Annotated in this window: 17 protein-coding genes and 1 pseudogene; 10 read left to right on the top strand and 8 right to left on the bottom strand. The window is 52.8% G+C overall.

Annotated features, from left to right (window positions below; genetic code table 11):
* Window positions 1–21 precede the first annotated feature (21 nt).
* Complete coding sequence (locus tag HMPREF1487_RS23365) at window positions 22–3,408, bottom strand: DEAD/DEAH box helicase family protein (protein ID WP_010799244.1); 3,387 nt, start codon at window positions 3,406–3,408, stop codon at window positions 22–24.
* A 48-nt stretch (window positions 3,409–3,456) separates the two neighbouring features.
* On the bottom strand, window positions 3,457–4,938 hold the full coding sequence (locus HMPREF1487_RS23360) for a sigma-54 interaction domain-containing protein (protein WP_010799243.1): 1,482 nt from the start codon (window positions 4,936–4,938) through the stop codon (window positions 3,457–3,459).
* A 467-nt stretch (window positions 4,939–5,405) separates the two neighbouring features.
* Here HMPREF1487_RS23360 and HMPREF1487_RS23355 point away from each other — a divergent pair, with 467 nt between their 5' ends.
* From HMPREF1487_RS23355 to HMPREF1487_RS23345, 3 genes are all read left to right on the top strand, one after another.
* Window positions 5,406–6,098, top strand: coding sequence for a hypothetical protein (locus tag HMPREF1487_RS23355; RefSeq protein WP_010799242.1), 693 nt, complete (start codon window positions 5,406–5,408; stop codon window positions 6,096–6,098).
* A 55-nt stretch (window positions 6,099–6,153) separates the two neighbouring features.
* Entirely contained in the window at window positions 6,154–7,179 is a 1,026-nt protein-coding gene (locus tag HMPREF1487_RS23350) for a hypothetical protein (RefSeq protein ID WP_010799241.1), read from the top strand.
* Window positions 7,180–7,499: 320 nt separating this feature from the next.
* Window positions 7,500–8,039, top strand: a complete 540-nt coding sequence (locus HMPREF1487_RS23345) for a hypothetical protein (protein ID WP_010799240.1) — start codon at window positions 7,500–7,502, stop codon at window positions 8,037–8,039.
* Between the two features lie 315 nt (window positions 8,040–8,354).
* Here HMPREF1487_RS23345 and HMPREF1487_RS23340 read toward each other — a convergent pair.
* Window positions 8,355–9,392, bottom strand: a pseudogene (locus tag HMPREF1487_RS23340) (DEAD/DEAH box helicase); the annotation flags it as partial.
* A 221-nt stretch (window positions 9,393–9,613) separates the two neighbouring features.
* Between HMPREF1487_RS23340 and HMPREF1487_RS23335 the strand changes: the two are divergent.
* The gene (locus HMPREF1487_RS23335; RefSeq protein WP_010799238.1) at window positions 9,614–10,672 is read left to right on the top strand and encodes a restriction endonuclease; all 1,059 of its coding nucleotides are present in this window, start codon (window positions 9,614–9,616) and stop codon (window positions 10,670–10,672) included.
* A gap of 929 nt (window positions 10,673–11,601) precedes the next feature.
* Here the strand turns inward: HMPREF1487_RS23335 and HMPREF1487_RS23330 are convergent.
* Window positions 11,602–12,471: a BrxR family helix-turn-helix transcriptional regulator gene (locus HMPREF1487_RS23330; RefSeq protein ID WP_010799236.1), complete on the bottom strand. Its 870-nt coding sequence runs from the start codon at window positions 12,469–12,471 to the stop codon at window positions 11,602–11,604.
* 106 nt (window positions 12,472–12,577) lie between these two features.
* Here HMPREF1487_RS23330 and HMPREF1487_RS26455 point away from each other — a divergent pair, with 106 nt between their 5' ends.
* Entirely contained in the window at window positions 12,578–13,147 is a 570-nt protein-coding gene (locus HMPREF1487_RS26455; RefSeq protein WP_150345621.1) for an HD domain-containing protein, read from the top strand.
* A 935-nt stretch (window positions 13,148–14,082) separates the two neighbouring features.
* On the opposite strand, the gene HMPREF1487_RS23320 is transcribed toward HMPREF1487_RS26455, so the two are convergent.
* Window positions 14,083–15,003 carry a hypothetical protein gene (locus HMPREF1487_RS23320; protein ID WP_010799233.1) on the bottom strand — a complete coding sequence of 307 codons (921 nt, stop codon included), beginning with the start codon at window positions 15,001–15,003 and terminating at the stop codon, window positions 14,083–14,085.
* A gap of 94 nt (window positions 15,004–15,097) precedes the next feature.
* On the opposite strand from HMPREF1487_RS23320, the gene HMPREF1487_RS23315 reads away from it, so the two are divergent.
* The 4 genes from HMPREF1487_RS23315 to HMPREF1487_RS23300 all read left to right on the top strand — a co-directional run bounded on the left by HMPREF1487_RS23315 (window position 15,098) and on the right by HMPREF1487_RS23300 (window position 18,611).
* Complete coding sequence (locus HMPREF1487_RS23315; RefSeq protein WP_010799232.1) at window positions 15,098–16,201, top strand: helix-turn-helix transcriptional regulator; 1,104 nt, start codon at window positions 15,098–15,100, stop codon at window positions 16,199–16,201.
* A gap of 147 nt (window positions 16,202–16,348) precedes the next feature.
* A complete protein-coding gene (locus HMPREF1487_RS23310) occupies window positions 16,349–16,723 on the top strand; it encodes a hypothetical protein (RefSeq protein ID WP_154982411.1) in 375 nt (124 codons plus the stop codon).
* Window positions 16,724–16,776: 53 nt separating this feature from the next.
* On the top strand, window positions 16,777–17,838 hold the full coding sequence (locus tag HMPREF1487_RS23305; RefSeq protein WP_010799230.1) for an inositol monophosphatase family protein: 1,062 nt from the start codon (window positions 16,777–16,779) through the stop codon (window positions 17,836–17,838).
* Window positions 17,751–18,611, top strand: coding sequence for an ADP-ribosylglycohydrolase family protein (locus tag HMPREF1487_RS23300; RefSeq protein ID WP_313323260.1), 861 nt, complete (start codon window positions 17,751–17,753; stop codon window positions 18,609–18,611). Before HMPREF1487_RS23305 ends, HMPREF1487_RS23300 begins: the two co-directional genes overlap by 88 nt.
* Before the next feature lie 126 nt (window positions 18,612–18,737).
* Here HMPREF1487_RS23300 and HMPREF1487_RS23295 read toward each other — a convergent pair whose 3' ends face one another.
* The 3 genes from HMPREF1487_RS23295 to HMPREF1487_RS23285 form a co-directional block, all read right to left on the bottom strand.
* Window positions 18,738–19,166 carry a hypothetical protein gene (locus HMPREF1487_RS23295; protein ID WP_010799228.1) on the bottom strand — a complete coding sequence of 143 codons (429 nt, stop codon included), beginning with the start codon at window positions 19,164–19,166 and terminating at the stop codon, window positions 18,738–18,740.
* Window positions 19,167–19,211: 45 nt separating this feature from the next.
* Window positions 19,212–22,622 (bottom strand): TM0106 family RecB-like putative nuclease, encoded by a 3,411-nt coding sequence (locus HMPREF1487_RS23290; protein ID WP_010799227.1) that lies wholly within the window; start codon window positions 22,620–22,622, stop codon window positions 19,212–19,214.
* A gap of 237 nt (window positions 22,623–22,859) precedes the next feature.
* Window positions 22,860–23,453: a hypothetical protein gene (locus tag HMPREF1487_RS23285; protein ID WP_010799226.1), complete on the bottom strand. Its 594-nt coding sequence runs from the start codon at window positions 23,451–23,453 to the stop codon at window positions 22,860–22,862.
* A gap of 507 nt (window positions 23,454–23,960) precedes the next feature.
* Here HMPREF1487_RS23285 and HMPREF1487_RS23280 point away from each other — a divergent pair.
* Window positions 23,961–26,084 carry an AAA family ATPase gene (locus tag HMPREF1487_RS23280; RefSeq protein ID WP_010799225.1) on the top strand — a complete coding sequence of 708 codons (2,124 nt, stop codon included), beginning with the start codon at window positions 23,961–23,963 and terminating at the stop codon, window positions 26,082–26,084.
* Window positions 26,085–26,125 lie beyond the last annotated feature (41 nt).

Raw genomic sequence — 26,125 nt, 5'->3', positions numbered from 1 at the left:
AAGTTAAGATTAGCCGCCAGGTCACGCATTGGAGCCTGGCTGGCGGTCAGGACGAATAAATGGCCTAAGTACAGCCACCAGCTCATCCACGTTGTCCGGGGTAAACACGCCATCGACCCCCTCATGGGACACACTGGTAAAGGGTGCCTCGTACAGGGTGTCAATCACGATTGTGCCGTGTTGAGCGATATAGTTTTTGAGTAGGTTCATAAAGCGAACCTGCTTGGCCGTTAGGGTCGGATGCGCGTGCAAGAACTGGGTAAAGTGCTTTTCAACCGCCTGGGGCTCGACACCAATAATCTCACGCACGGTGAGGTGCAGCTGGTCCGCTGTACGGCCATAGAATTCATTAAGGATGTCTAGCCGTACGCCTGGATGGCTGGTCAGAATGGTAGAGGTCAGGGTTTCCAACTCAACCCCAGCAATGGGCTCGCCTTTATGAATCTTTTGCAGGGTGGGGTTGGCGGCCAGCATGGCCTCAAGAATTTCCTTAAGGCGGCGCCGGTAGGCCATCGCCTCGTTAGCTCCGGCAATTTTAATCTTGCGCTCGACAACTTCTACCCCCGTATCGCCCGTTTTGGTAGTGGGCATGGCAAAGGCGCCGCCTCCCATTCCGGCCTGGCGATACTTCATGATGCCTCGCAGCTCCTTACGGGCGTATTCCAGCTTTTCGATACTGGGATTATCCCAGAAGTCAGCGCTGCGTACCTCGGCAATCACCTTGTCCTTTAGGCGTACTGCCTGGATATTGATGGCTAGCCGGTCCAGCTCAGCGAGCAGCAGTGTTTTCCCATCATCAAACGAGCTGGACTTTTCCACCAGGCTGCGCTCAATGCCTGCAATCAACCTGTCGAGCATGGTCGCATGCTTGTCGTGAAGCACACGCGCCGACATCAACGGGGCAATGGTATTGGCCAAGAGATGCTGGGTGTTGGCATCCAGCTTTTTCAAAAGGTCGGTCTGCTGTAGCTGATGCACAATGCGCAGCTCACGTCTGACCGCAATGCTCTTTTCCGGCAGGTCGCTAACGTCGGCGCGCAACAGTTCTGTAGCGGTGTCAAACGCTGCCGCGTGGTTATGCTGGAGCGCGGCCTTAGCCAGTTCCAGCCGCGCTTCAAAAGTGGTCTGCAGCAGCGACTTACTGGTGGACTCTTCGGCCTCCTGGTACTCCTCATTAAAAAAGGTGAAGTTGCTGTAGTGGTCAAAGATCAGAAATTCGGTCTTGTGTTTGTCCGCTCCAAAGAGATGCGGACGCAAACGCGTGCCTCGCCCAATCATCTGCCAGAACTTCACCCACGACTTTACTGACTTGGCAAATACCAGGTTCACGACCTCAGGCACATCAATGCCAGTGTCAAGCATGTCGACCGAAATTGCGATCCGAAAGTCGTTGTCGGGCTTTTTGAACTCTTTGATAAGGCTGTCCACATGCGGGACTTTGTTGTGAATGACCTTGCACACCTTGGCCCCATATTGCGGATAGAGCTTGCAAAACATCTTTTCCAGGTGCTCGGCATGATCCTGACGCTGCGCAAAGATGATGGTTTTGCCAACCAACGTACCGGTCTCATCTTTGATCCCGTTATCGATCAGGTTTTCCAGGATGATCTGGTCGGTGCTTTCGCTAAAGATACGTCGGCCAATGTCCTTGCCGGCAATGGTCGTGCGCTTGGCCTCCTCCTCACCTAGGTCCTCCTCTAGCTGACGCTTCTGCTCATCTGACAGGTCTTTATAGTGGATACCCTCACGCAGAAACTCAGTGGTGAGGTCTTTGACGCGAAATGGCACCAGGTAGGGCGGCTCATTATTGATGGCCGCGTCCAGGCCAAATTCGAACGTAGGGTCTGTGGCTTCGCAATCAAAAATATCAAAGGTGTTACGGCTGATAAACTTGACCGGCGTGGCGGTAAGACCTACCTGCAGGGCATCAAAGTAGTCGAATAGATCGCGGTACTTGTTGTAAATACTGCGATGGCTTTCATCCGCAATAATCAGATCGAAAAAGCCTACGTCCAGTTGCGCAAACCGATTTAGCATACCCGGATAGGTAGCAATGTAGACCCGCGCTGTTTGATCAATCTTGTTGGTTTCGCCAATCACGCAGCGCGGCTCACTGGGCAGGTTTTGCTTAAACGCCTCATCGGCCTGGATACGCAGCTCCTTGCGGTCGCACAGGAACAGCACGCGTTTGGCCCATCCTGTTCTAAGCAGGAGCTCGGCCAGCGCAATAGCCACGCGGGTCTTGCCTGTGCCGGTGGCTTGGATTATCAATGCTTTTCGGCGTTGATCTTGAAAATGCTTAGCAACCGTCTTGATTGCCTCAATCTGATAGGCACGATCGGCAATCCCCAGGTCCGGGTTAAACCGCTCCAGTTCAGCCTGGCGGTATTTTCGCTGGTAGATCAGGTACTCCAGGCTATCTTTGCTGTAAAAGCCATAGACAGGGCGATAGGTATTGTACTGTTTATCGTCCCAGATAAAGGTTTCATAGCCGTTGGTGTAAAAGATGACTGGCCGTTGGTGGCCCATCTGTTCAAAGCCGTCTGCATAGAGGCGTGCCTGCTCGCGGCCGGCCTGCAAGCTGACGTTTCCAGACTTTTTGGCTTCAACCACGGCCAAGGGCTCACCGTTGCTGCCCCACAGCACGTAGTCGGCGTAGCCCTTACCCGACACGTTATCCGGAAATGTTACTTCGACTTCCTGGCCTACCTGAGCCTTATCGTTGATATCCCATCCAGCCTGCAAGAGCATGGCGTCGATCAGCAGCGCGCGTGTCTTGGCCTCACTCCACTGAAGGCTGTTGGCAACCTGCTGGCTTTTCTGCTGGCGCTTGTGCTGATCAGGTTCAGACGGAGCCGTCAGCGCGCTTAGGTTACGAATACGTTCCTGTTCAAGCTTTTCCAGCACCCGCTGGAGCTCTTCTTGCTGCGCCTGCAACTCCTTTTCGTAGCTGGAAACAGACCTTTGTAGCTGGCTTACCGCAGCGAACGGATCTTTAACTTCAACAAAGTCAGAGATCTCATTTGTGGCCGCCCCGTAGTAGTTAACAGCCATATACTTGGCCAGTTCGTAAGCGGTTTTGAGTGCAAGCTTGGCGCTGTGCACATCCCCTTCCCCGCCATGAGCCGTGTCGTTGCCCTGAATACGTAGGAAATTGATCTGATAGACCAGCGATTTGCTAACGCAGTTGGTAAACACTGCATCTTTAACGAGTTCGTATAGCGTGGCCTGGGGGAGCCGCGGGAGCGACTCCTCCGTATAAATGGACTTTGTTAGCTCCTCGGCAAAGCTACGCAGCCGCGTGAGTGCACTGCCGGGATCAATAAACAAGACAGCCTCGGCCAGGCCACCTAGATTGGCCAGCACCTCGTTGCCTGGACGGAGAAACTCAAAGTTTTGTGATTTCATATGTGCGATCCTGTTCATAGTGATCCCATAGCCAGGATCGTGCCAGGTTTATTCAATACCGTATTTATCGAGCCAGTTACTAAGCGTCTGCTGGCTTTTTAAGCCAAGAAGAGCGGCCGCCCGGGTTTTGTTTTGCCCGGTAGTGGTGAGGGCTTTACGCAAGTAGTGTCTTGCGACTTTAGAGATTATTTGTTGTAAATCAATGCCTTGAGAGACATCAAAAGACATAACGTCCGTCTCGCGCTGGGGCAGAGTAAACAGCGCTTGTTCAAGATCTCCCGCAGAAATCAGGTCCCCCTGACACCAGAGCGCGGCGCGTAGCAGCGTAGAGTGTAGCTCCCGGACGTTTCCTCGCCAGGAGTGCTCAAGGATAAGATTTTTTGCTTCAGCGGAAATTTTCTTACCGTGCAGACTGCTGTCTTGCGCTCCGATACTGGCCAGTATTGCATCCGCCAACATCAGCAGATCGCCTTCCCGCTCGCGAAGGGCGGGCAAGTGCAACACGCCTACGGCAATTCGGTAAAATAAATCCTCCCGGAAGCGCCCTCGAGAGACCTCCAGCATTAGGTTTCGATGGGTAGCCGTAATCAGGCGCACATCTACCTTTTGCTCACGCGCCCCCCCTACAGGAACAAAGGTGCCCTCCTGCAGCACCCTTAATAGGCGAACCTGGACATCAGGGCTTAATTCGCCAAACTCATCAAGAAATAAAGTGCCGCCATGGGCTTGTTCAAATACGCCCAAACGATCAGCAATAGCCCCGGTAAAGGCGCCTTTTTTATGGCCAAACAGAACTGAATCAATCAGATCTGAGGGGATGGCTCCGCAATTAAGGGCTACAAACGGCTCTTTGTTTCGAGAACTGGCATTATGGATCGCTCGAGCAAAAAGTTCTTTACCCGTACCCGTCTCGCCAAAGATCAGCACCGGCACCTGTTTTTGCGCAAGGATATGAGCCTGGGATTTAAGCATTAGCATACGCGGGCATTGAGTGATTATGCTGGCGAAAGCGGCATCTACCGGCACGTCCTGCTCAGCCAACCAGGCCAATTTGTCGCTGCTCACTTTACGGGCAGCTGGGACATACTCTGCTGCAATCTCAAACGGAACGTCGACCTGTTCAACGCCTTGCTCAAGCGAGGACTGATAGAACCGGGCTGGCCAACGTGTTTTACCTAGGAGAATCCAGACAGCTTGCATCGCAGGGGTCCCAGGGCTCAAGAGAATGGATAAGTGAGCACCTGAGTCAGTGAGTCGTTGTAAATGCTTGCTAGAGGCCTGATAGATCTCACCAAAGTGGACCGGGGAGGAGAGCGGCTCGAAGTGGCCTCTAATGGAAACACTAACCCTCTGGTTCAACCACTCAACAAACTGATGCAGACGCTCTAGAGGATAAGCACACAGTAGCTCGACCTGGTCAAAGTCTTCTGCACACAGCGTTGACAGTATTGGTCCATTCGCGCCGCCGTCCATAGCCTTTAGGTCGTTACCACCCACCCAACTGATCAATACTTTTTGCTGGCTTTGCACTGTCCTTAACCCCTAAAGATCCTTTCGTAAACGGCGCAACGCCTGTGTCTTACAGCGTTTGTCTAGTGAACTAATTATCGCTGCTTGACGGTTAGGTTGGGTATCTAATTTAGGTTTAGTCGGCCGATTTGTAAAAACCTTGCGCCCTTTCGTCGCCTTTAAACCCATGTATCCGTTAGACGATATCTTGCTTTCTACTTTCTGAAAGTAAGCCGCTACTGCGTGAAAATAGCATTGCTGGACATCTATACAGGCGATTACCTAAACGTGCTCTTGCTACTTCAGAAAAGGAGCAGGATGCCGATTTAAAACTTAGAACAGCTATTTATTCAGGTCATGAAATAAGCCAGATCTTTTTAGTGATTAGCCAAGCTCAACTGTTTTTCTGGCGCACTACAACCCATTCATGACAAGAATCAACAGCTTAAAACTTTTCTACGCTTAACTAGATACTCCTCAGACCTCCTATGAATAAAATGATCGTAAGTCCGTGGCTTTCTGTTTCTCCTAATGGGCCAGAAACATGTGCTCATGACAGCGGACTGGAATTGGTGCACCTGCGTCAGGGTGAAATGGATGGCGCTTGCGGTCCATACAGTCTGGTCATGGCGTTGATCATGCTAGGAGCCATGTCCCGTGACGATGCATGCAACCTTCATGGACATGATGGCCGTACCCGTGAAGGAAAGTTCAGAGAGAAACTTCTTGAGTTTGGTAGCTTGGTCAGTGGAGGTACGGATGACATGGATTTGTGCCGGCTGGCAGCTAACTTCAAAGGTTTTGGAATAACCTGTGAAGTGTTAGATATTGCGCGTCGTAGAAAGACAACAGTTAATCAGATCGCTCAGGCAATCGATCTCTTTAGCGTGCCTATCTTGAAAGTTGAATGGGATAAATGGAGCGCTCATTGGGTAGTGGTGGTTGGCTATCAAGGGTATCAGCTTGATGAGACCCAAGAGCTTCAGGTGACACATCTGCTCTGCTTGGACCCTGGTAGTGAGGCACCGCGTGTGTCCCTATGGAATGCGGTGATCGAAGCATTTGATGAGCAAGGTCAGGCCGTAAACGAAGGGCATTACTACTGCCGTCACTGGGGATCTACCGGTGTGGTTAGTAACTGCCGCATCTCATCAAGCCTGATCATCGAGCGCGATTTCTAAACGCTCAGTTCAGCGTCTCCTAAAGCAACCATCTCTGAAGGCTTACGGTAAAGTCATGGACCGCGACACGTTAATCAGACACGCCCAACTAGAAATCTTTAATCGCTACCAGATACTTGTAGATTGCTCGGCACTAGAAGAAAGCGTACTCAAGCAAGTTTTAGAGAAACGCGAGTCTATTGGCAACTTAAGTAATCTTACGTTTGCCCGTTGGTGCGATCAGGTGTTAGGTGAAGGAATTCGAGTGCCTGTAGCCCGATTTGATCCTTATATGTCCGGTCAGACCCGCTTGGGTAACCTCTTGCAGGTCTATCATAGCCTTCACTTCAAGCCCCAGCCGCAAGGCGAGTTCTTACAGAGACATAGGCACTGGTACAGAGGAGTACGCTCCTTTCTGCTAGCGGCGCTGGGTGAGGTCAAGGACGTAGAGGGACACATCTTTAACTACCAGGGCGCGAGCAACCGTGACTATCGCTCCTACCTCAGTAGCCACGTCCTTCAAGCCCTAGCAGGCCTCTCAGAGCTGGGCCTCAATAGTGTGGTTGAGCTGGAAGAAATAAGATCAGATTCTAAGCGCGCACGTGAGCCTGTGCCTAAGATCATCTTTTATCAGAGCAGGTTTTCCAGGCCCCACTCTTTTGATTACCCCATCATTAACTTTTCGATATCAGAAATGCCGTTTGATATCTTGACGTTAGCGGAGGGTGATAGTGATTTTGAGGAGCCGAGCGATCCTACTCTCAAATTCAGTTGCCAGATAAAAGTCTATAGCGAAGAAGAAACGAATAGGGATGATATTTTTCATCTCTCTTGTTTTCTTCACAAGCTTTTTTTAGCGTTAGCTAAATCTGCAGATCATGTAGCACGCGGGATTCTTCGTGAAAAGCTGATTTTGGCGTTGCTCCTCACTTGGACAGCTCCATGTATGGCGACCAGGGAGCGAACAGACTGCTATAAATCCATGCTTATAGCGCCTGAAAATCTAGATTTGGGAAAGTTTACGCAAGCTACACAAAACTGTGACGCTTCTGCCGGCGCAATCATTGCTCATTTATTTTCCTTTCTACAAAAAAATCCATAAGACAAAGGACTTATTATTTAAGAGGTCAGCCTCTGCATTCTGAGCAGCTACAGCGCAATAACCAAAGAGATGTACTGGAGCGTGATTTAAGTAAGCAATTACTTGGCAGACTGTACTAGAAGCCAAACAGACTCCATTATCCAATGCAATGGGTTATGTTGCTCTGAAACTGACCTTCACGTTAGCACGGCAGAACGACCCTGTTTATAACGCTAACACTAGTGAAACGGCCTTATGGAGTAATATTATAATAATATTACTCCAGCCATAGACTACTTCCAGTAACCATCAGCCACAGCTATAGTGAAAGGAATCAAATAATGCCGTTACAAAACCGGGTAACCCCCTCTGGAGACCTTGTAGCGACCCTAGCACGGGACACGCTGATGGGTAATCGGGGCCGGCTGCACAATACTAGTCAGCAGATTATGCGCAGCTTTGAGCTCAAGCGTTGGATTACCTGCGACCTGTCTTTTAACGGTATCAAACGTCAGCTGATGAGTCCTAATAGCTACACCGAACTCTTTTTTCTTGATGAAGCTACCGCCTACGCATCAGGACATCGCCCCTGCGCCGAATGTCGACGCGGGGCTTATCAATATTTTATTAAGATCTGGCAGCGTACCTTTCCAAATGAGCCTAAACCCACCGCACAGATAATCGATGCACGTCTTCACGCTTCGCGCCTTGACTGCAATAGACAGAAGCGTCTGTGGAAAGCCAGCCTCGGATCCTTGCCTGAGGGTACGATCATTCGCTACAAGCAGGACTATGTCCTTCTTTGGCAAAAAGACTCTGGATCTGGTCATTTGAGGGTTATCGCCTCCTTGAAGAAAGATTTCCGCCCGAACAGGAGGTAGAAGTTGTGACGCCTGAGCTTGTGGTCAAGCTGTTTGCGGCCGGTCTAAACGCCACGTTTGAGATAAAGCTCCCTGAGGATAAGTCTATCCCTCAAGGCTAGAAATAAGGCTAACGTTGCTTTTTAAGGCATCAAAAGCTTAGGCAGCATGACCGCTTTTGCTCAGCAAGCCCTTTACATACGAATATTTATTATTAGACGGAATATCGCGCCTACCACTTAACGTCTGTGATGACTGCGGGCGCAGTTAATTATCTTCTAACCGCGCCTGCATTAACATATAACTCTTGATTAGCTATTCAGCGCTTGATCAGCCTTAAGTGTTTAGGCATTTTTCAAAGTCGGCCATCTGCACCTCTCCAGCTGTCTGTAACATATCCCGTGCCAGTGCTCGGCGTTTATCTAATAGCTCATCAAGGGTAGATTCAAAGGTAGGCATCTGCGTGTCCCGGATAGTGGGGTAGTACACATACACGTCCTTTTCTTGCCCAATGCGGTAGGCCCGATCCGTAGCCTGGTCTTCCTTGGCAGGGTTCCAGCAGCGAGTGAAATGAATGACATGGTTGGCGGCTTGTACATTGACGCCAAAGCCTACCGCAACAGTGGATAGGATGATCACTGAGAAGCCTGCGGTGGCTTGAAAGCCGTCAATCAACCGCTGTCGACTCTGCGCGCTTTGGCTACTGGTGCTGGTCTCTCCGTTGATAATGGTAGGTTTGAACCCAAACCGTTGCGCAATGGCGTGTTGCAACTCGCGCTGGATGTCGCGAAGCTCAGTAAAGATAATGACCTTATCACCGTTTCCGGATCGCTCGATAGCATCCAATTGGCTTAGCAACCATTGCAGCTTTGGTGAATGCGTTCGCAGCTGCGGATCGGGCTGTACGCTATAGGGATGGGCGCATACCAGCTTGAGCGTGTGTAGGAGGCCAAGCATTCCGCTCTCACGTGCCTGCAGGTGCTCTTGCAGCTGCTGCTTTTGGTTAAAGTCGGCAATAGCCCCCAGGTAGAGTTTGCGCTGAAGCAGATGCATGGGCAGGCTGCGGCAGTGCAGGTCTTCAATCTTGGCCGGGAGGTCCTTGGCAACGTCCTGCTTGGTACGTCGCAGGGTTTGCGGCTCAATCAATGCACGCAGTTGCTCTAGTGCCGCGGTATCTCGCTTAGGAGCGGTCTCGATGGGGCGTTGGTAGCTATGGCCAAACTGATTCAGGCTTCCCAGCAAGCCGGGTTGAATGAAATCAAACAGGCACCAGAGGTCAATCAAGCTATTTTCTACAGGCGTACCTGTACAGGCTACGCGAAACCGCGCCGGAATAGCCTTGGCCGTCTGAGTGATCAACGCGGCAGGATTCTGCTTCAGAAAGCGCTGCGTTTGCCGATATATCTGTATTCCGGCGTAAACATTGAGCAGACGCACACTTTGCAGGGCCTCCCTGGCTAGCAATCCACAGGAGCCTTTCAGGTGAGGTGGAAGCCAGGACTGGAAGCCTAAACAGGAAAACACTCACGCACGAGGCATGGCCGGTTGCCCGATCAACCGCTGCTGACGGCTTTTTACCATTTCAGGGAATATTCATGAGCGCTTCAGGCAGTATCGACATGCAGGATGCAGGCACCTTTACCCAACGCTTCTTTCTAGTACGGACACCCTTGTCGGTAATCAGGAACAACCTTATTGCGGTGGGCTGGAACAGTGTCCGGTTCGAGACGTTTCCATCGCCAAAGGCGATCAAGCAGCAGATCAATACGGTCTACGGCAAACATCGCCGCAACCAGCAGGCAGCCTATTTCGCCGCGCTGAGAGCGGGTGACATCATTGTGGTCCCGCTGAGCAAAAGCATTGCCTTTGGAATAGTAGCGGATGAGCGCCTTCTCTTTGATGAAGAAGCCGCTCAAAACGGCGGCCTGGCGAATCAGCGTCGAGTCAGTTTTCTTCGTGCGCCTGACTCGAACAGGCTCCTACTGATCCCCCGAGAGGCCTTCAAAGAAAGGTTTGTTCGCAGGCTTCGTGCCCCCGGTCTTATAGTGAACGACCTGACTGATCTTGAGGAGACCATCCGGGAACACTTTCAGGCAGCCCAGGCGGGGCAGTACTGTTCTATGGCGGAAGAAATGGAAGCCAAACTGGACAGCAGGGTTCAGGAATTCAAGAAGGAGCTGCTCAAGCGTATACGAAGTGGCAATACACACCTTAAAGGTGGGGGTATTGGTCTTGAACTGCTGGTTAAGGAGCTTCTAGAAGTCTCGGGATACAGCGCTAGGATCCTAAGCAAACAGCATTTCAGGGGTCGGGCTGACGCAGACATTCATGCCTCTCGAACGGATGCCTTTACACAGGTCGTCCATCATCTGCTGATTCAGGTCAAGCATCATCAGGGCGAGACTGGCGTGTGGGGACTTGAGCAGCTCAAAAAGATAAGGGAGCTTGAGGGTGACCTGTATGGCGACTATCAGTTGATGCTGGTCACTTCGGGCAGGATACCTTCCAGCGTTAGCAGTTATGCCGCAGAGCATGATATCCAGTGCATGGATGGAGAAGGTCTTGTAGATCTGATCCACTCAAGTCTTGCCCGATTATCAGAGGAGACGCTGTATAGCCTGGGTATCAGTTCGATTCCTCAGCTGCTGGACTAATGCAATCGGCCGCCTGGTCGACGGGCGGCCTTTCACATCTGATGACGCCAGATCAAGGAGTCCGTAATACTCAGAAGCTCACTGCTTCATGAGCTCCTGACCAGGCAGCCTGCTCCTGGCGTGCGGGTGATCCGGATCGAACAGACATCATGCTCGGCCTGCCCTGGAAGCTATGGCGCTGGTATCCTGACCGCGCCCTGAACAGCTTACGGCAAATGTCATGCATACCATCAAATCCTGTCCTCATATATTCAGTACTGAAAACGATGAGATGCAGGAAAGGCGGATCCAGTATCTGGAATCAGCGTCTTGCAATGCGGTTTCAGGCCCCGCGCAGGGTATCAGATGAAAAGATCAATGATGGTGCTGTCAAAAGATGACGGCTCCGCTGGGCTGCATCCTTGAGTCATAACGCTACCGGGTGAGCGCACCGGTGCGACTCCATTGGCACAAAGCCCTCTTCCTGGCGGTGCCTCCAGTAATGCTGAACCCTCTGCAAGCTCCTGCAATGAAGGGAAACAGTGCAATGCCCGAGAAGTCGGTGCCATCGCTTGGCTTAAGTTCGCATGACGAAGTGGCCAGACGCCCGGTTAACATGGGCTGAACACAGTAATCCTTGGCAACGGAACCAGCTGGGCCAGGCAGTCGCATAGCATTTGAATGACCACTTCCGTTGAGCAGGCCGGGGACCATGGCGAGGTCCAGGCAGAAGGCTGAGCCACTATCTGCCTGGTCAAGGTGTTTGGCTGTTTCTTCCCCGGTGGCAGGGACTACGCCCGCCGTCCTGCTTCAGCTGCGCTGGGAAAGCGACCAGATGCTCGTTGGCAACGATTACTCATGTAGGCAGTCAGCAGCTCAAGCGTATGACAGCTACATTGAGGTCCTTCCGGCTGAGCGGCGACCAGCCGCGTTCCACTAGGTAGAGCTGTTCAGATGATCCACCTCTTTAGCTCTTCCCGGTTTACCACATAGATCTGTTGGGCGACCGCACTGGCCGCAATGCTATCGGTGCTTAGCTGGTAGCGCTTGAGAACATAAGGTACCAGTGCTCCTCGGGTCGGAATAACCAGACGACCCTTTTCCATACCAAAGTCGGCTTCGATAATCTCCTTTTGCTCATCGCTCAAGCGGGTGTCTGGAGCGATGATGACATTGAGTTCTGTATTCCAGCCTTCGTCCTCGCTCTGACCATGCTCGGTGGGGTCCATCAGATCCGGCTCGCCCCGAAAGCGGCTAAGCACAAAGTCACGGTAGCCCCTGTTCTTCTCACAGTAGGCCCGGACATGCCAACGCAGCCCATCATAGACCAGGGTATGAGGCGCCATGACCCGGATTTCTCGAGTCGGAGCCGACATGGACACATACTCGGTTTCCAGCCTCAGCCCTTCCCGGCAGGCCTTGAGGATGGGCCTGAGCACCTCGGGACGAATGGTCCGGTCGGGTACATCAAGCTGCTCGACGTGCGAATAAGCGACCGCCAGGCCGCTGATATGCGGCGCCTTCTCACGGTTTTGATTGACCATGTGCAGGTAGGCGCCAGCACTGCCATCAATAAACCTTGGCCTGAACGTTTTCGAGGGCTTGTAGCCCTTCAAATGCCGATCATATGTAAGGTTACCAGGCGCATGCTCGGTCAGGTAGGTATTGATATCCTTTGACGCCTGCTGCCGACTGATACCAAAGCTCTGCATCAGGTGCCCTGTGGTCAGGCGGCCCTCCCACCAGGCAATGGTTTCGATCAGTCGGTACCGCAGGGCCAGGTCCCAGCGGATCTGGTCCAGGGATTGTTGCCTTTTCATCACTTCCTCATCTGTACGAATTGTTTACCTGTGCATGTCTACACGATAGACGTGTCGCCTCAGGATACATATCGTTTGACTTAACGCAACGGCAGGAAGCAACATCTTGAGCAGTACAATGATGAAAAACAGCAACTCCACCTACGGCACCGGTAATCTTTTCATTGCGTTTGCACAGGCGGTGGCTGCACACGGCAGGGGTGAACAGGATCTGGCGCAGGCCATGGGTACCGCGGCGCTGGTGATGGACAATGGTGGAGACGAAGAACAGGTGATTGCTGCCCTGCTGCTTGGCCATGACCACAGGCATCAGCCCGCCCGTGTCTCGCGTATTCATCGTCAGTTTGGCAGCCGCGTGCTGCGCATTGTGCTGGAATGCGGTTTGCTTGTGCCCAGACAAGGCAATCCTGAGCCAGTGGACTCAGGCCTACTTATGGACCATCTGGCCGAAATGCAGCACGACTCCCTGCTGGTCAGTGTTTGCTCGGCCATTGACGGCGCGAACCGTTTGTTACATGCCCTTCATGCGGGCGATGCACGTTACAGGAGTGCCAACCACAGGCTGACCGCAGTTAGTTATTACGAGTCGCTTATCTGGGGTTTCTCAAAATATCCCCTGATACCGTACAAGGCACTTAGGGATGTTGTCACGCGGGTAATGCTCAAGGCAGGATAAATGACTCTGTCGCGCTTGCGCCCAGGTATTGGTTACTAGGTCAGCCATCAATCCTCCACGCTCAGTTAGCCAGGGTTTGATCAGAGGATGCCCTCTCCAGTGGATGCATCCCTATAGCCTGCTTTTATCGCCTGCAGGTATAACAGGCAGGGACATACCCAAGAAACCAGCATGGTATCTCGATCATGGAGCAGGAAGAGTCATCAGCAGGCATGGATGAGCCAGAATCATATGTCGTTACGTTACCTTTTAAAGCATCAAGCGCATAGCTGGGGTTTTCCCTATATCAGTACAAAGCATCAACTACATGCTCCAGATCGTGGAACACATGGACGCCATTTCCTGAAAGAAAGGAAGAGATATCCTTTACGTGCTGCTCACGAAAGGAAATTCTGGCAAAAGAGTCCCTTCCTTTAGCTGGGACAGGCTTGAATCTCACAAGAGGGTTATCGCCTGGCTTGAGAGCAAAGGAATCGGCTGGCAACCCTGTGCAGGGTATGCAAACCCTAACAACATGAACAGCTGCCTGGGGCAGATCCATACAGACATGCCTTATTATCGTTTCCTGCCAGACTACATCGATGGAACAGTTTCTGGAAAACCCGAACGGTAGCATGCGCCTGCCAAATACTGGTTTGCCTGGCTACCGTTGAGGGATGCCATGAAAAATACTGGGCACCATGAACCCGGGTTCTGGAAGCATAACGCACTGAACCGGTAAATCTTGCAGGCAGGCTTGAGCACCAAGCCAACAGGTTGTTTCCAGAGGAGGTACAAACTCCTCCATAGATGGGTGAGCCTGAGGCAAGCAGCCCTCGGATCGGCTATGGGCTGCTAACGATGAAGGAAATAGATGTCCTGCCTGTCCGTGGCAGGACGCATTCGAGTAGCTGACGAGGCGCTCTGTCCTTTTGCTTCAGGCGTTTAAGGCTCTTTTACAGCACCGCCTGAACGGAAAGTACATCAGCCATCAGGGCAGGCGAGAGGCTGGAACAGTCGGGTGGACTATTCAGATCATAGCCAATCATGAACAGGGCAGCTTCCAGGGCTCGTAGTGGATCATTGGGTGCTCCCACCTTCTGAAATTTACTGTCCTTCGCCTGGGGATGATCCAGGACGGCATGAAGCAACCAGCTGGCCTTGCAATTCCACAGTGCATGATCGCTACCTGAACACAAGCGCGGGAACGTTAGCAAGCCGCTGCTGGGGTCACGGCGCTTGGCCGAACCTTTACCGCTTTCCTTTGCTGCTGCCCAGGGAAACTGCAGGGCTTCTGGAACTGTCTGGAGTTTATGCGCTTCGCAGTACTTGACTACAATCCAGCCCAGCGCGGCGGCAACGCGGCTGTCATAGATGATGAAGTCAGTGCACAGGAGCGAATATACCTTTGTCATGCCAGCATTGAAGCGAAGCCCGGCGTCAAGCAACAGGGCATTGGTCAGATCGCCTGCATCAAGTGCATCCCGGGTTTTCAGCAGCACATCGGCAAGACCTGCCTGGTTCGCCTTGAGCCAGTTGGCATTGTGAGCCGTTACCCCGCCCCACCGCATGACGTCCAGGGCCGCCTGCAACATGTCTGCATCCTGATGAAGTCCCGCCTGAAGCGACAGGCGCAGCGCCGCAAGCGCATGGCCATTTCCCTCAGGGGTATGGCCCTTCGAATAGCCTAAACGCTTATTTTCCGGGTGAGGCCAGTAATATGTCTCAAAGGCGTTATACAAACTGCTGCACGTCCAGTTCTTGCCGCTACGACGGTTGCGATAGGTATGTTGAAATAGATCGCTATCAAGCTGGCCGCCAAGCCAGTCGGTAAACTGCTGAACATGAAGGTTATCAAGGTATTGGCAACGGTTCATCTACTGCTCCTTCGCATGGCCTGTTCTAGGAAGATTTGCCGGCGAAGGTATTAACGCATAGCATGACGACAATTTTTGTCGCGGCGTAGAAATAATGCGTGCAGTCAAGCTAGACCACTATGATTACCATCATAAATTTACTGCGCTTGCACGTCGTGATCAACTTCGCCAGCAGCTTCCGCCTCCTGGCCGCATGACTTCAACCGAGGACCTTCACAAGGCCCTGCAGATAGCGCTTGAAGTAGACGAGCTCTGCCTTCGCACGACTCAACGTGACCTTGCCTGGCTGGCAAAGCAAGGTTATGCCTCACGTTTTGAAGTGCAGGGTAAGAAAAACGCTTACTGGTCTGCTGCTGGGCAGCTGATAACACTCAAGCTGTCTCCGAACGATGCAATGCATCTTCACATGATTTTCACTCATGCCGAACGCTTTGGCATGACAGAACAGGTAAAGCATTTACGCCTGTTACGTGAATATGCCGGGGAGGTCATGCGGCTGAAGCGTGACATTGCCTGGTCCAGGCGCGTGACCAGTGCAACCCGCTTTACTCTCCTGCGCCCTGCTGAGATCAGGCCTGGCATTCTTGAAAGGATTCAGCAGGCCTTGTTTGATAACAAGGCGCTCAGGGTAACCTATCGACCTCGAGAGGCTGATGGGCATCTCTGCGATTACTATCTTAAACCGCTTGCCTTGTCCTATCAGGACTCCAATATTTATCTGTCCTGCCTTGTCAGCAGAGAAAAATGGCACGGTGGATATATGCCGGATCCTGATAAACCACGCGGAAAACATGGAAGCAATGGTCCGAATGAACTCTGTGCTCTGACCCTGCATCGCATCGAGGCGGTAGATGACTGCGTAGACATCATCCCGGACCCAGCTGACTATGATGTCAACTCACAGGCTGCCCGAAAGGATCTGTTTACCCTTTATAGCCTGGAACCTGTTGCGCTCAAGTTGCGTATTCGCGACCAGTTGTATATCCGGCTTTCTGAAAATCCACTCTGTGACAACCAGGTGATAGAACCTGCCGGCAATAAGTGGTGGAATCTTACGTGCGCCATTCAGGACAGCCAGGGACTACGTCTCTTTCTGCTTGCCAATGCTGATTGTATAGAAGTTGTAGCTCCTTCTGATCTTCGCGCCCATGTCAGGAATAGCCTTCAGGCTGCTGTAGCGTTATACGTTGATGAGTAAGTGCCTTGTCATGATTGCGACATGATCTGACGCCAGGGCGCGGTATGCTCACCTTCGTCAGGGCAGTTCAGAGATCTCACCTGACCTTGTTTGGCCTCTGTTACAGATAGGCAGGGTTTCCCTTTTAACAGGCAAGGAAGTAGGTCTGTGAAAATGCCAAGCTTTGAAATGCTAGTCGAAAGTTATAAGAAAAAGCCCTATCAGAGCATACGGTTTACAAGAGGTGTGCATCCCAATGTCCTTGCCTACAAGTACTACTGGTGGGTATTTCACCGTGACAGTCCTTGCGAGGGAGAAACCTTTCTTGGCGAAACCTATCAGTTAGCCACTGCTGCAGCGCATGAACTGATGGGGCTGTTACATAAGGCTGGCGAACCCTATTGGCTCTACAACAAAAGGCTTAGGCGTCTGCCATCAGCTGGATCTCCTCCCTGGAATACTGATGCGCCTCAATGGAAAGATGCGGAGTGGGCCCCTGCCTATCCCGATGACCCTGATCCGCCCTATCAGGGGCACAAATAAGCGCTGAATGCTTAGCAAGACGTCTAGAAAAGACCAGAATAAAGGAGCTACCGATGGACAATGTGGTGCTGAGCATGCTTTTGCGAGACGTTGTTTCGTTAGTAGAGGCCGCTGGAGAGCGTATCATCGAGGAATGGCAACGCACCGACGGACCACGTGGCGGCGGGGACAAGGCGGCAGTGGATGAGGAAATCGAGCAAAGCCTTCGCACAGCACTGCTTCAATTGTTGAATGTCGACTTCTGGGGTGAGGAAACAGGCTCAGACCTGACAGGTAATCAATACTGCTGGGTAGTTGATCCGCATGATGGGACGAGCGATTTTCTGCAGGGCCTGATGGGGAGCTCTGTCTCGGTTGCACTCTTGCGTGATCAGGTTCCGGTACTGGGGGTCGTCTATGCCCCAATAAGTCCTGACCGTGGAAGGGACTGCATTGCCTGGGCAGAGGGCCTCCCCTACCTGCTGCGTAACGGCCAGCCTGTTCAGACGGATCTCTCCGAAAAGGAACTGGACCGCCAGAGCATTGTTTTTGTCAGCGCAGCGGCGGCCGGCAAACCTTACGCCAATCTGGAACTCTGCGCACCTGCCCGCTTTATAGCCCTTTCAAGCGTGGCCTATCGACTGGCACGCGTTGCCGCTGGTGATGGGATCTGCGGTGTATCTCTTGTTGCACTGTCTGCACATGACGTGGCGGGTGCTCATGCCCTGTTACGCGGTGCTTGCGGAGTACTGCTTGATCATCGGGGAGAAGAGCTGACCTACCGAAACATGTATATGGTTTCCCTGATGTGCTTTGGCGGGGCGCCTGATGTCTGTGCTGAGCTGGCCGAGCGCCCATGGCCAAGCATCCATTCTGCAGCGACAGAGCCTTCTCGGCGAATCAGCCAGCCGCCCCGCTATCCAGAGCTTTCGAGTATGCGCCGGGCACAGGGCTGTCTTGCAGGGTTGCTGGCTGGCGACAACCTGGGTGCGCAGGTCGAGTTTATGGATGCCGCATCGGTGGCGCAGCGTATCAAGCGCAGGCCTCTATTAATGGAGGATGGTGGCACCTGGAATATTCTGGCAGGTCAGCCACGGATGACGGCGAACTTGCCCTGGCTCTGGCGCGTAGCATAATGGCCTCTGGTGGCACCTATAACTGCGAAGCGGCTGCCGTGGCCTATGTTGACTGGCTATACTCAAGTCCCTTTGACATGGGGGGCACTACGCGTCAGGCATTAACCGGTCCGCTGCGCTATCCCGAGCTATCTGCAAGTGATGCCTGTAGCAAAGCTGCCTCCCTTACCAGTCAGGCTAATGGCGCCCTTATGCGTGTGGCCCCTATTGGTATCGCCGCACATGCAGCCCCAACGCTTGCCGCTTCCTGGGCGCGTCAGGATGCTGTCCTGACTCACCCGCACCCCGTTTGCCTAGAGGCTAACGCAGCCTATGCCGCCGCGATTGCAGCTGGCATTGGTTCGGGCAGACGCCAGGACATGATCGAGGCGGCCTTGGGTGTACTGGGCAATGGTAAGTCAGCGCAGACCGTGCGCGGCTGCCTTGAAGCAGCCCTTGAGGGTCACCTGCCAGAAGAATACCAGCAGCAAATGGGCTGGGTTTTGATTGCACTACAGAATGCCTTTTATCATCTTGGCGCAGGAGACAAGGCAGGGCATGCCATTGTTGAGACAATCAGACGCGGCGGGGACACCGATACCAATGCCTGTATTGTTGGTGCGCTGGTAGGCGCCGTGGATGGACTTGAGGGGCTGGAAAACGCGTGGCTGCAAAAGTTACAGAGCTGTCGTTCCCATAATGAAAGCGTCAAGCCTAGACCCATACGTTTCTGGCCGGACGATATTTTCATCCTGGCAAAGGCCCTGGTTACAGGGTCAACCCCTCCTTCCTGAAACGCAAAGGAGTTGGTGTTCCGTTGTACTAAAAGGACATCAGCCGCGGCCCATAGAGGTTATGAGCCAGACATCCCATGTAGGGCAGCGGGACCTCAATGAGTGCTGGTAGAGGCCCCATGCACTCTAAAGATTAGCGACCTCTTTAAAGGAGGTTGTAAGTAACAGCTGACCCTCTGCATAGTCACAGAGGCCTGCGCTGATCAGTATTCTGGTAACAGGAACTCTTCTTCTAAAGACAGTATCCCCTATCTTTTTCTGATAGACCGTGAGTGCTACATATCCCTCAACACACTCCAGCGGAAGCTCACCATGTCCAAGTCTGGAGTTCATGGCATTTCCCACAGGCGCCCTACCGCCTCTTTCCTTGAGTAGCCTTATGGTTTCAATAAAAACGGTCCAGGGTAGAAAGGGCAATGCGCCCAGATTGGAAACGTCCACCCCTTCGTTGTTAAGGGTTACGGTAAAAGCCTCACCATTTAAGTTTCTTGCTTGAAATGTATGGCCAGAGCCAAACAGGGCCCGAATATGTTGTACGACTGTTTCTTCCCACATACAGCGTTCCCCTCTAAAGCAGATCAAACGAATTCGGATATCCGACTAAACCTGGGCAACGGCCTTACCTGCCTTCATTAAGCGGCAAAACGTATTGACCAATTCCATCTCCTGAGGTGTTTTGCAGCGAATGGCTGCAAGATCCGGACTGGCTACAATGCAGGTCAGTGACCTGGCCCGACTGATGGCTACATTGAGTCGATTCCTGGAATACAGGAAATCAATATCACGTGGCAGGCAGTCCTCGTTTGACGTAGCCATCGACACAATCACGATCTCGGCTTCCTGTCCCTGAAACCTGTCAACAGTACCCACCCGGGCATTGAGTGGTAAAAGTCGCTTCAACAGCTCAACCTGCAGATTGTAGGGCGCCACAACCAGGATATTTTCTGCACCGATCTGCCAGGACTTGCCCTGCCTGTCCTGAAAGGACCGCCCGAGAAAATGATGGTAGAGCTCCTGGACAGCCTGAGCTTCCTCCGTTGAGCTTTGGCTATTTCCATCATGCCTTACTGCATGAAAGTAGAGACCTGTTGCTGGAATCTCAGGATGATTGGCACAGGGCAGAATTTGCTGGTTTTCGGTTCCCGGCGCAGAGGTCAATCTGCCTTCGTACACTACCTCGGAAATGAACCGGCAAACGTCAGGGTGCATTCGCCACGACTGTGCCAGGAAGATGCCCTGTTCAGCTGGTATGGTCGCACTGCCATTAAGCAGATAATCCAGTGTTGAATCACCCGAGCGGCCTGGGTGTACCCCTCTGACAGGCTGCGAGAGCTGCATCTGATCGCCCATCAGCACTATATTTCTGGCCGACATGCCCATCGCTATAAAGTTGGCCAAACTGACCTGACCCGCCTCGTCAATAAAGAGGTAATCAAGAGTCTGAGTCATCTGCGGGTCAGCAAAAAGCCAGACTGTTCCAGCTACTAATCCTGTCTTTAGCTCCAGCCATCGCTTGATAAGAACAGCCGCATTATCCATGGAGCTGACATGCTGGCTTTCAAACCGCGTTTCATCGTTTCCTCCCGTTGATTTTTTCAGCCCGGTAAAGGAGAAGCGTGCCTCCTGGACACGGCTTTCGACCGCTGCCAGCAGGTTATGAATCGCATGATGTGAGTTGGAGGCGATCCCTATCCGTTTACCAGCCATCAGCAGGTCAAGGATGAGATGAGAGCCGGTAAAGGTCTTGCCAGCGCCGGGCGGCCCCTGGATAAAAAGGGTGCTTTCATCCAGATTGTGTACTACACCCTTTATGGCTGCCATGAACGGCAAATTCTTGTCCAACAAGGGTTGGCCTGCCTGTATTCCCTTGACTCGCGGATGCCTGCGCCCTAGAAAGTCAGCAAGGGCACGAAACGCAGACTGGCCCTCCAAAACCGCATCTGCATAACGGAACAGCGCCTGTTGCAAGGTTTTGCTGTTGATCGGGGCACCAGGCCCTATATCAAAGACTTCAGGCGGCGGGTTGGCCTTTGGGCACCGAAACGTAGCCAGGCGGTTATTGCTGTCCAGCTCATGCAGCCTGATCGACTTTAATGTCTCAACAATAATCCCTGTCGAACCTGCGCGCAGTTTTGTCTCCTGTTCTGGAAAGCGATAGCGATACAGATGGTTATTGCCTAACGGAGCCGGCAGTGTGTCCACGTACTCAAGCCCTGCCAGGCTTTCAGCATCGTCAATCAGCTCGTCAGACGTCATGTCCTGACGCCTGAACATGTCCCACCAGACGGGCTTGTCCATGCGTCGGTAAAAGTCCAGGAGCTGGTAGATCAGGACCATTTGCAAGGCAGCGGCATCCAACAGGCTTTCGTCATCGGGCAGTGCCCCCAGCAGGCGCTGGCGATAGCTCTCAAGCCTGCGCTCATGCTCTGTCATTTCCTGGCTTATCTGAGATGATAAAGTCTTTTCCTCCTGCGGAGTCGCCTGCTGAAAGTCCGTTGTGCCAGGTTGTCCAAGGCCAAGCAACCAGTTACGCAGTTTATAAGTAGAACGGACATCGTCTTCGTTGTAACGCTCGATTTTCTCAAGAAGATCAGCGTCCTGGGAGAGCTTCCAGTTCTCATAGAACACAATGCTTGCGCCTGCCGTGGTCACTTCGCCGTCACGGGGCGGCATGTAGAACCGCTCGATGGCCTTGATGGAGTAGCTGGACGCCGAGACACGTACGGCTTCCCTGACTACCTTGTACAGGTCCACCAGCTTTCCATTGCGCAGCAGCCAGTCCACCTGCGCTTCGCGTGTGCCATGCTGGGCCATAAGGCGCTTCAAGGCACTCTCCTCATAACTGGCATAGTGATACACATGGGCACGCGGGTACTGCTCAAGGTGCTGCGTTACAAAATCGATAAAGGCTTCAAAGGCCTGCTTTTCCTCATGTCTGGAATGAGCCCAGAAGGACTTGAAGTATTGATTTCCCGCCTGGTCTATATACAGGCCAAAAAGGTACTCCAGACCACCGGGCTCAAGCGGGTTACCTTCCATGTCAAAGAACAGGTCGCCTTCAGCCGGCCGGGGAAGACGCCCAAGTCCTCGCCCAGCCTCCTGCGCCAGCAGTTCATATACCGGTATGCCTGTTATGCGCTCCTGAACCTGGAGACGAGCCTGTTGGCGAAGCCTTGCCAGGGACTCGGTGCTGACCCCGGGAACCCTTGAATATTCGGGTATTTCACCAAGCTGCTCTGTGGTCCTGATACCGGCCAGACGTAGTTTTCGTATTTGCGAGCGACTGATACTGGCCACACTGGAAAGATGGTCGTCCTGATTCCTCTGTTCGCGGCAACGCGTACTCCAATGGCATAAAGGGCAGTGATCACAAGGCTCTGGATAGGTGACCGGCGGCTTACCGGCAGAAACAAAACGTTCAAAGCGGCCTAGTATGCTGTCCAGGTAGTCGGCATACTCCCTGACCAAAAACGAGGTTTCCTCCAGCGAAGCACTTCCTAGAACAAGATGCATCAGGCGGGGCGTATACCCCTGTGCCCGGGCCAACAAGCGCGAGTAGAAGGCCAGCTGAACAATAAACTTTCCCTTGGGCAGCCTTGCCAGTTTTGTATCAATTACTTCATAGCTGTAATCACCCAAAACAGAGGGCTGCGGCACTTTCTTCAGAAAATCAGCATGGCCAATGTAAACGCCATCCTGCAGGGTTCCCTGAAAAATGATATCTGCGCCACGCTGCATTGCCGTATGGGTAAGCCTGACCTTGTCTACTAGGGTTTTTGCCCCCAAGGCAGGAACATCGATGACGCTGGTATACTGCTGCCTGAGGCGAGCAAGAAATGCCGCCTCATGAGAAAGGCCGCGCTCCTGAATCAGCCTGATCTCATCACTGTCTAAGGTCCGGGCAAGCGGAGTCTCGAGACTGATCAAATCAGTGGCGGTAAGATGCTGACATTCCAGAAAGAAACAAATATCGGAGGCCGAGTACAACCAGGTACCGTTGAGTACTTGCATGGAAGTCCCTTTCTGGAAAAATTGACAGTGCTACCGGCGTGCATCACACGAACAGCCGGTTCGATAGCCACTGGATTACCAGCTTATCGGCCAACCGCGTGATAGCTTTAGCGGAACAGCAGCTACCCTTGTCGCCAGACCAGACAACGCTTCCCCGGGCTTTGTTGCGGTACTGGAGCTGTTACAGGTTAGCGTTGCCCAGACGCCTGCCGTAACCTGTAACAGGGTTTGCCGCGGCTAGATCCTCTCGAGTCCATAACTGATCTGGGAGCCTGCCAGCTCAAAGAACAACTCACCCTCGCTGTCCTGCGGCTCGCGTAGTGCAGAACTCCAGAAGGTGGAAAGCTCCTGCGCGCTTTCACAGACCTGCTGCACAAAGGGGTGCTCCTGTCTGAGCGCCTCCAGCTCATCTCGATGAAACCCCGGCATGAATAGCATGCTGAGACGCTGCTTTTCTGTTGTCGAAATTTCAGTGACCTGGGTGCTGTGTTTGCCCAGCCATCCCATAATGGCACGGATGTCCTTGTGCTCCCTTGCATCCCTGACGCTCAGTTGCGCTATTTTCACTGCCTGGGGCTCTATCACTACCCTACAGGCGATATAGCGGTCACCTTCTTCCAGGCGCGCGCTTGCATTTGCCAGTGCCAGCTCCGGTGTAGGACTTGCATAAACCGCATGCCGTCGGGAGGGCATATTGATCGGCCGTAACCATTCCCAGAGGTTGTCTATCACATAAGGGACATTACTAGGAATGCGTACCGTGTCATACCGATAGTACTGCTTGTTTGCATCCCCCAGCCTGCTTTCAGGTACTGCTCTGAAAAGCGCCATGCCAGATATCCTTGCAGGTGATTGATAAATAGAAACAAAGTAGTTTACTGCGCTATTACCCTTTACCTTCTGCTGGCAGAGCAAAGCCGCCCTGCCGGCACAATCTAACTTTTTATATATGCTAAAACCTTCTCCTTTCTCCGGACTACAGCGCTGCACCCCCAGGACAGCCAGTATTCAGCAGGAGGGCACTGGTCCTGTGTGAACTCATAGCACAGGCAAAACTTCGCCAGCCGTTGGCCTTGGCCAGAAATAGCCCGGAAGACCAGTTTGCAACAGTCCAGCATTTTGAGATAAGGCATCCAGTAATAAATGCAACATCAGATGGACAACGAATGTTCATAGAGACACTAATGAAAACGGCAGGGCTTATCGATACTGGTCAGGTATACAAGTCAATAATCGGATCATATGGCTTTGCAGCCAGTCAGCGTTTCGGTTTATTCCGACATGTTTTGACGCAATGATCTGGCAGGCTTGGAGCTCCTGCAGTAAAGGAAACCTGACATGTCAGTACGTCGTCCTGCCAGTAGTGTTACGTCTCGTGCTTCTGGTCCGCATAATCCTGATGCCTGTGCCTTGTCGATCAAGTGGGCGTTTCAACTCATGCTTGACCTCAATGGGTACCGCCATCTGTTTCAGCCCCACGGGCTGAATGATGATGAGCTTGCTCATGAACTGGGACTGGGCAGGCTTGTTGACTCCTGTCAGTACTCCCCGCCGCTGGCGCTACGCGAACTTGAACAAGAGCGAAAGGCCTTTGATTTGGCCTACCCTGCCCCCGATTTTCCAACACAGTTGCGTAGCAACCTGACAGCGTTAGGTGAGCTGCTTGAGCTGGACGAGACTGAACTAAAGATCCTGGGACTTTGTGCCCTTCTGCATACCGATCCGATTTTTCAAAGCGCAGCCAACCAGCTGGGAGCCATGGGCTACCAGTCAATGCTAAAGGTAATCGCAACCCTGACAGGTACTTCCCTTCAGGTCCTGCACTCCTGTTTTTCTCTGGAGAATCGTTTGTGCCGGACTGGCCTAATCGAGATCAACACTCAAAGCGTTTCTTCCGGTTTCATGCATGCCGCTCACCTGAGCAATCGCCTGATCTTTACCAGTACGGACCTGCTCAATCAACTGCGATACCATGATGGCCTCCCTGTTGACCTCTTCAAGCATACCTTTCGGCTGAGCCGCTCCGCCAGGCTATGTATTGAAGACTATGTCCACATTCAGAAACCCCTTGCGCTGGCCATATCGTACCTTGAAAAGGCGCTGGCCAAAGGGCAGACGGGCGTTAACGTCCTGATTTATGGTCCGCCGGGTACCGGCAAGACCGAGCTTGCCCGCCTACTGGCCAGGGAAGTGGATACCAGGCTGTACGAAGTTGCCTGTACTGACAGTCATGGTGATCCCATCAATGCCTACCAGCGCCTATGTGCGCTGCGTACTGCTACCTCTGTATTGGGTCAGCGTCGTGCGCTGCTGCTTCTGGACGAGATTGAAGATCTGTTTATCGAACAGCGCCCTCCGTTCTCCAGCCAGCATGCGGTGCACAAGAGCTGGATCAACCAGATGCTTGAGGAAAACAGTGTGCCTTGCTTCTGGCTGACCAACAGCATTAGCCAGCTCGATTCTGCCTATATACGGCGCTATGACCTGATTATCGAACTGTCCGCTCCGCCCAGGACCCAGCGGGAACGCATCGTGCGTGCCGGCAGCCATGATCGTCTGAGTGATGCGCTGATTCAACGGCTGGCTGAACACAAGAACATGACACCTGCAGTTATCGAACGTGCCTATCGGGTCGCCAGTAGCCTGGAGTTGCGAGACGGCGAGTATCTTGATCAGGCAGTTGAGGTTCTGGTGGGGGCAACACTCAAGGCGCAGGGGCACCCTGCTCTTGCGCATAACGCTGGCTACTCGCTGCCAGACTTCTATTCACCAGCGCTTATCAACGCTGATGTTTCGGTGGACCGTCTGCTGGAGGGGTTACGTCTACATCCTGAGGCTCGTCTTTGCTTTTATGGCCCGCCCGGCACAGGCAAAACCGCCTTTTGCCGGTGGCTGGCACAGGAGCTCAACAAGCCTCTGCTCGTACGACGCGTCTCGGATATCGTTTCGCCGTATGTGGGGATGACCGAGCAGAACCTGGCACACGTATTTGAGCAGGCGCATGCCGATGAGGCCATTTTGTTCCTCGACGAAGTGGACAGCTTCCTGCAGGATCGCCACAAGGCTCGGCACAGCTGGGAGATCACTGCCGTCAATGAGATGCTGATGCAAATGGAGGTCTATCAGGGACTCTTCATTGCCTCAACCAACCTGATGGGTGATTTCGATGAAGCCGCCCTGCGCCGGTTCGATCTGAAAGTCCACTTTGGTTACCTTAAGCAGGAGCAGGTAGAAAACCTGTTCAACAAGCATCTGAAAGCCCTGGGCCTTGAGGATTCGGATCAGACAGCGGTCCTGTGCCTGCGTCATCAGCCCTTTCTGACGCCGGGTGATTTTGCCACAGTGTTGCGTCAGGCCCGCTTCAGTCCACTCGCTACGGCCGAAGACCTTGCACGTGCTCTCCTTGCAGAGGTCAAGCACAAGCGCCACCTGCCCCAGCACCCGATCGGCTTTGTCTATTGAATGGACTCTGGGGCATTTAGCTCTTTGCCGCCAATGATTAC

This window comes from Pseudomonas sp. HPB0071, from assembly GCF_000478505.2.
Lineage (GTDB): Bacteria > Pseudomonadota > Gammaproteobacteria > Pseudomonadales > Pseudomonadaceae > Chryseomonas > Chryseomonas luteola.
The sequence above is the reverse complement of the archived record's forward strand: the minus strand, read 5'-3'. Positions and strand labels throughout refer to the sequence as shown.

What these genes read in the sequence shown, in the direction of transcription:
- HMPREF1487_RS23365 (WP_010799244.1), bottom strand. Translation starts at nt 3,408, where the DNA reads ATGAAATCACAAAACTTTGAGTTTCTCCGTCCAGGCAACGAGGTGCTG.
- HMPREF1487_RS23355 (WP_010799242.1), top strand. Translation starts at nt 5,406, where the DNA reads ATGAATAAAATGATCGTAAGTCCGTGGCTTTCTGTTTCTCCTAATGGG.
- HMPREF1487_RS23350 (WP_010799241.1), top strand. Translation starts at nt 6,154, where the DNA reads ATGGACCGCGACACGTTAATCAGACACGCCCAACTAGAAATCTTTAAT.
- HMPREF1487_RS23345 (WP_010799240.1), top strand. Translation starts at nt 7,500, where the DNA reads ATGCCGTTACAAAACCGGGTAACCCCCTCTGGAGACCTTGTAGCGACC.
- HMPREF1487_RS23335 (WP_010799238.1), top strand. Translation starts at nt 9,614, where the DNA reads ATGAGCGCTTCAGGCAGTATCGACATGCAGGATGCAGGCACCTTTACC.
- HMPREF1487_RS23330 (WP_010799236.1), bottom strand. Translation starts at nt 12,471, where the DNA reads ATGAAAAGGCAACAATCCCTGGACCAGATCCGCTGGGACCTGGCCCTG.
- HMPREF1487_RS23320 (WP_010799233.1), bottom strand. Translation starts at nt 15,003, where the DNA reads ATGAACCGTTGCCAATACCTTGATAACCTTCATGTTCAGCAGTTTACC.
- HMPREF1487_RS23315 (WP_010799232.1), top strand. Translation starts at nt 15,098, where the DNA reads ATGCGTGCAGTCAAGCTAGACCACTATGATTACCATCATAAATTTACT.
- HMPREF1487_RS23305 (WP_010799230.1), top strand. Translation starts at nt 16,777, where the DNA reads ATGGACAATGTGGTGCTGAGCATGCTTTTGCGAGACGTTGTTTCGTTA.
- HMPREF1487_RS23295 (WP_010799228.1), bottom strand. Translation starts at nt 19,166, where the DNA reads ATGTGGGAAGAAACAGTCGTACAACATATTCGGGCCCTGTTTGGCTCT.
- HMPREF1487_RS23290 (WP_010799227.1), bottom strand. Translation starts at nt 22,622, where the DNA reads ATGCAAGTACTCAACGGTACCTGGTTGTACTCGGCCTCCGATATTTGT.
- HMPREF1487_RS23285 (WP_010799226.1), bottom strand. Translation starts at nt 23,453, where the DNA reads ATGGCGCTTTTCAGAGCAGTACCTGAAAGCAGGCTGGGGGATGCAAAC.
- HMPREF1487_RS23280 (WP_010799225.1), top strand. Translation starts at nt 23,961, where the DNA reads ATGTCAGTACGTCGTCCTGCCAGTAGTGTTACGTCTCGTGCTTCTGGT.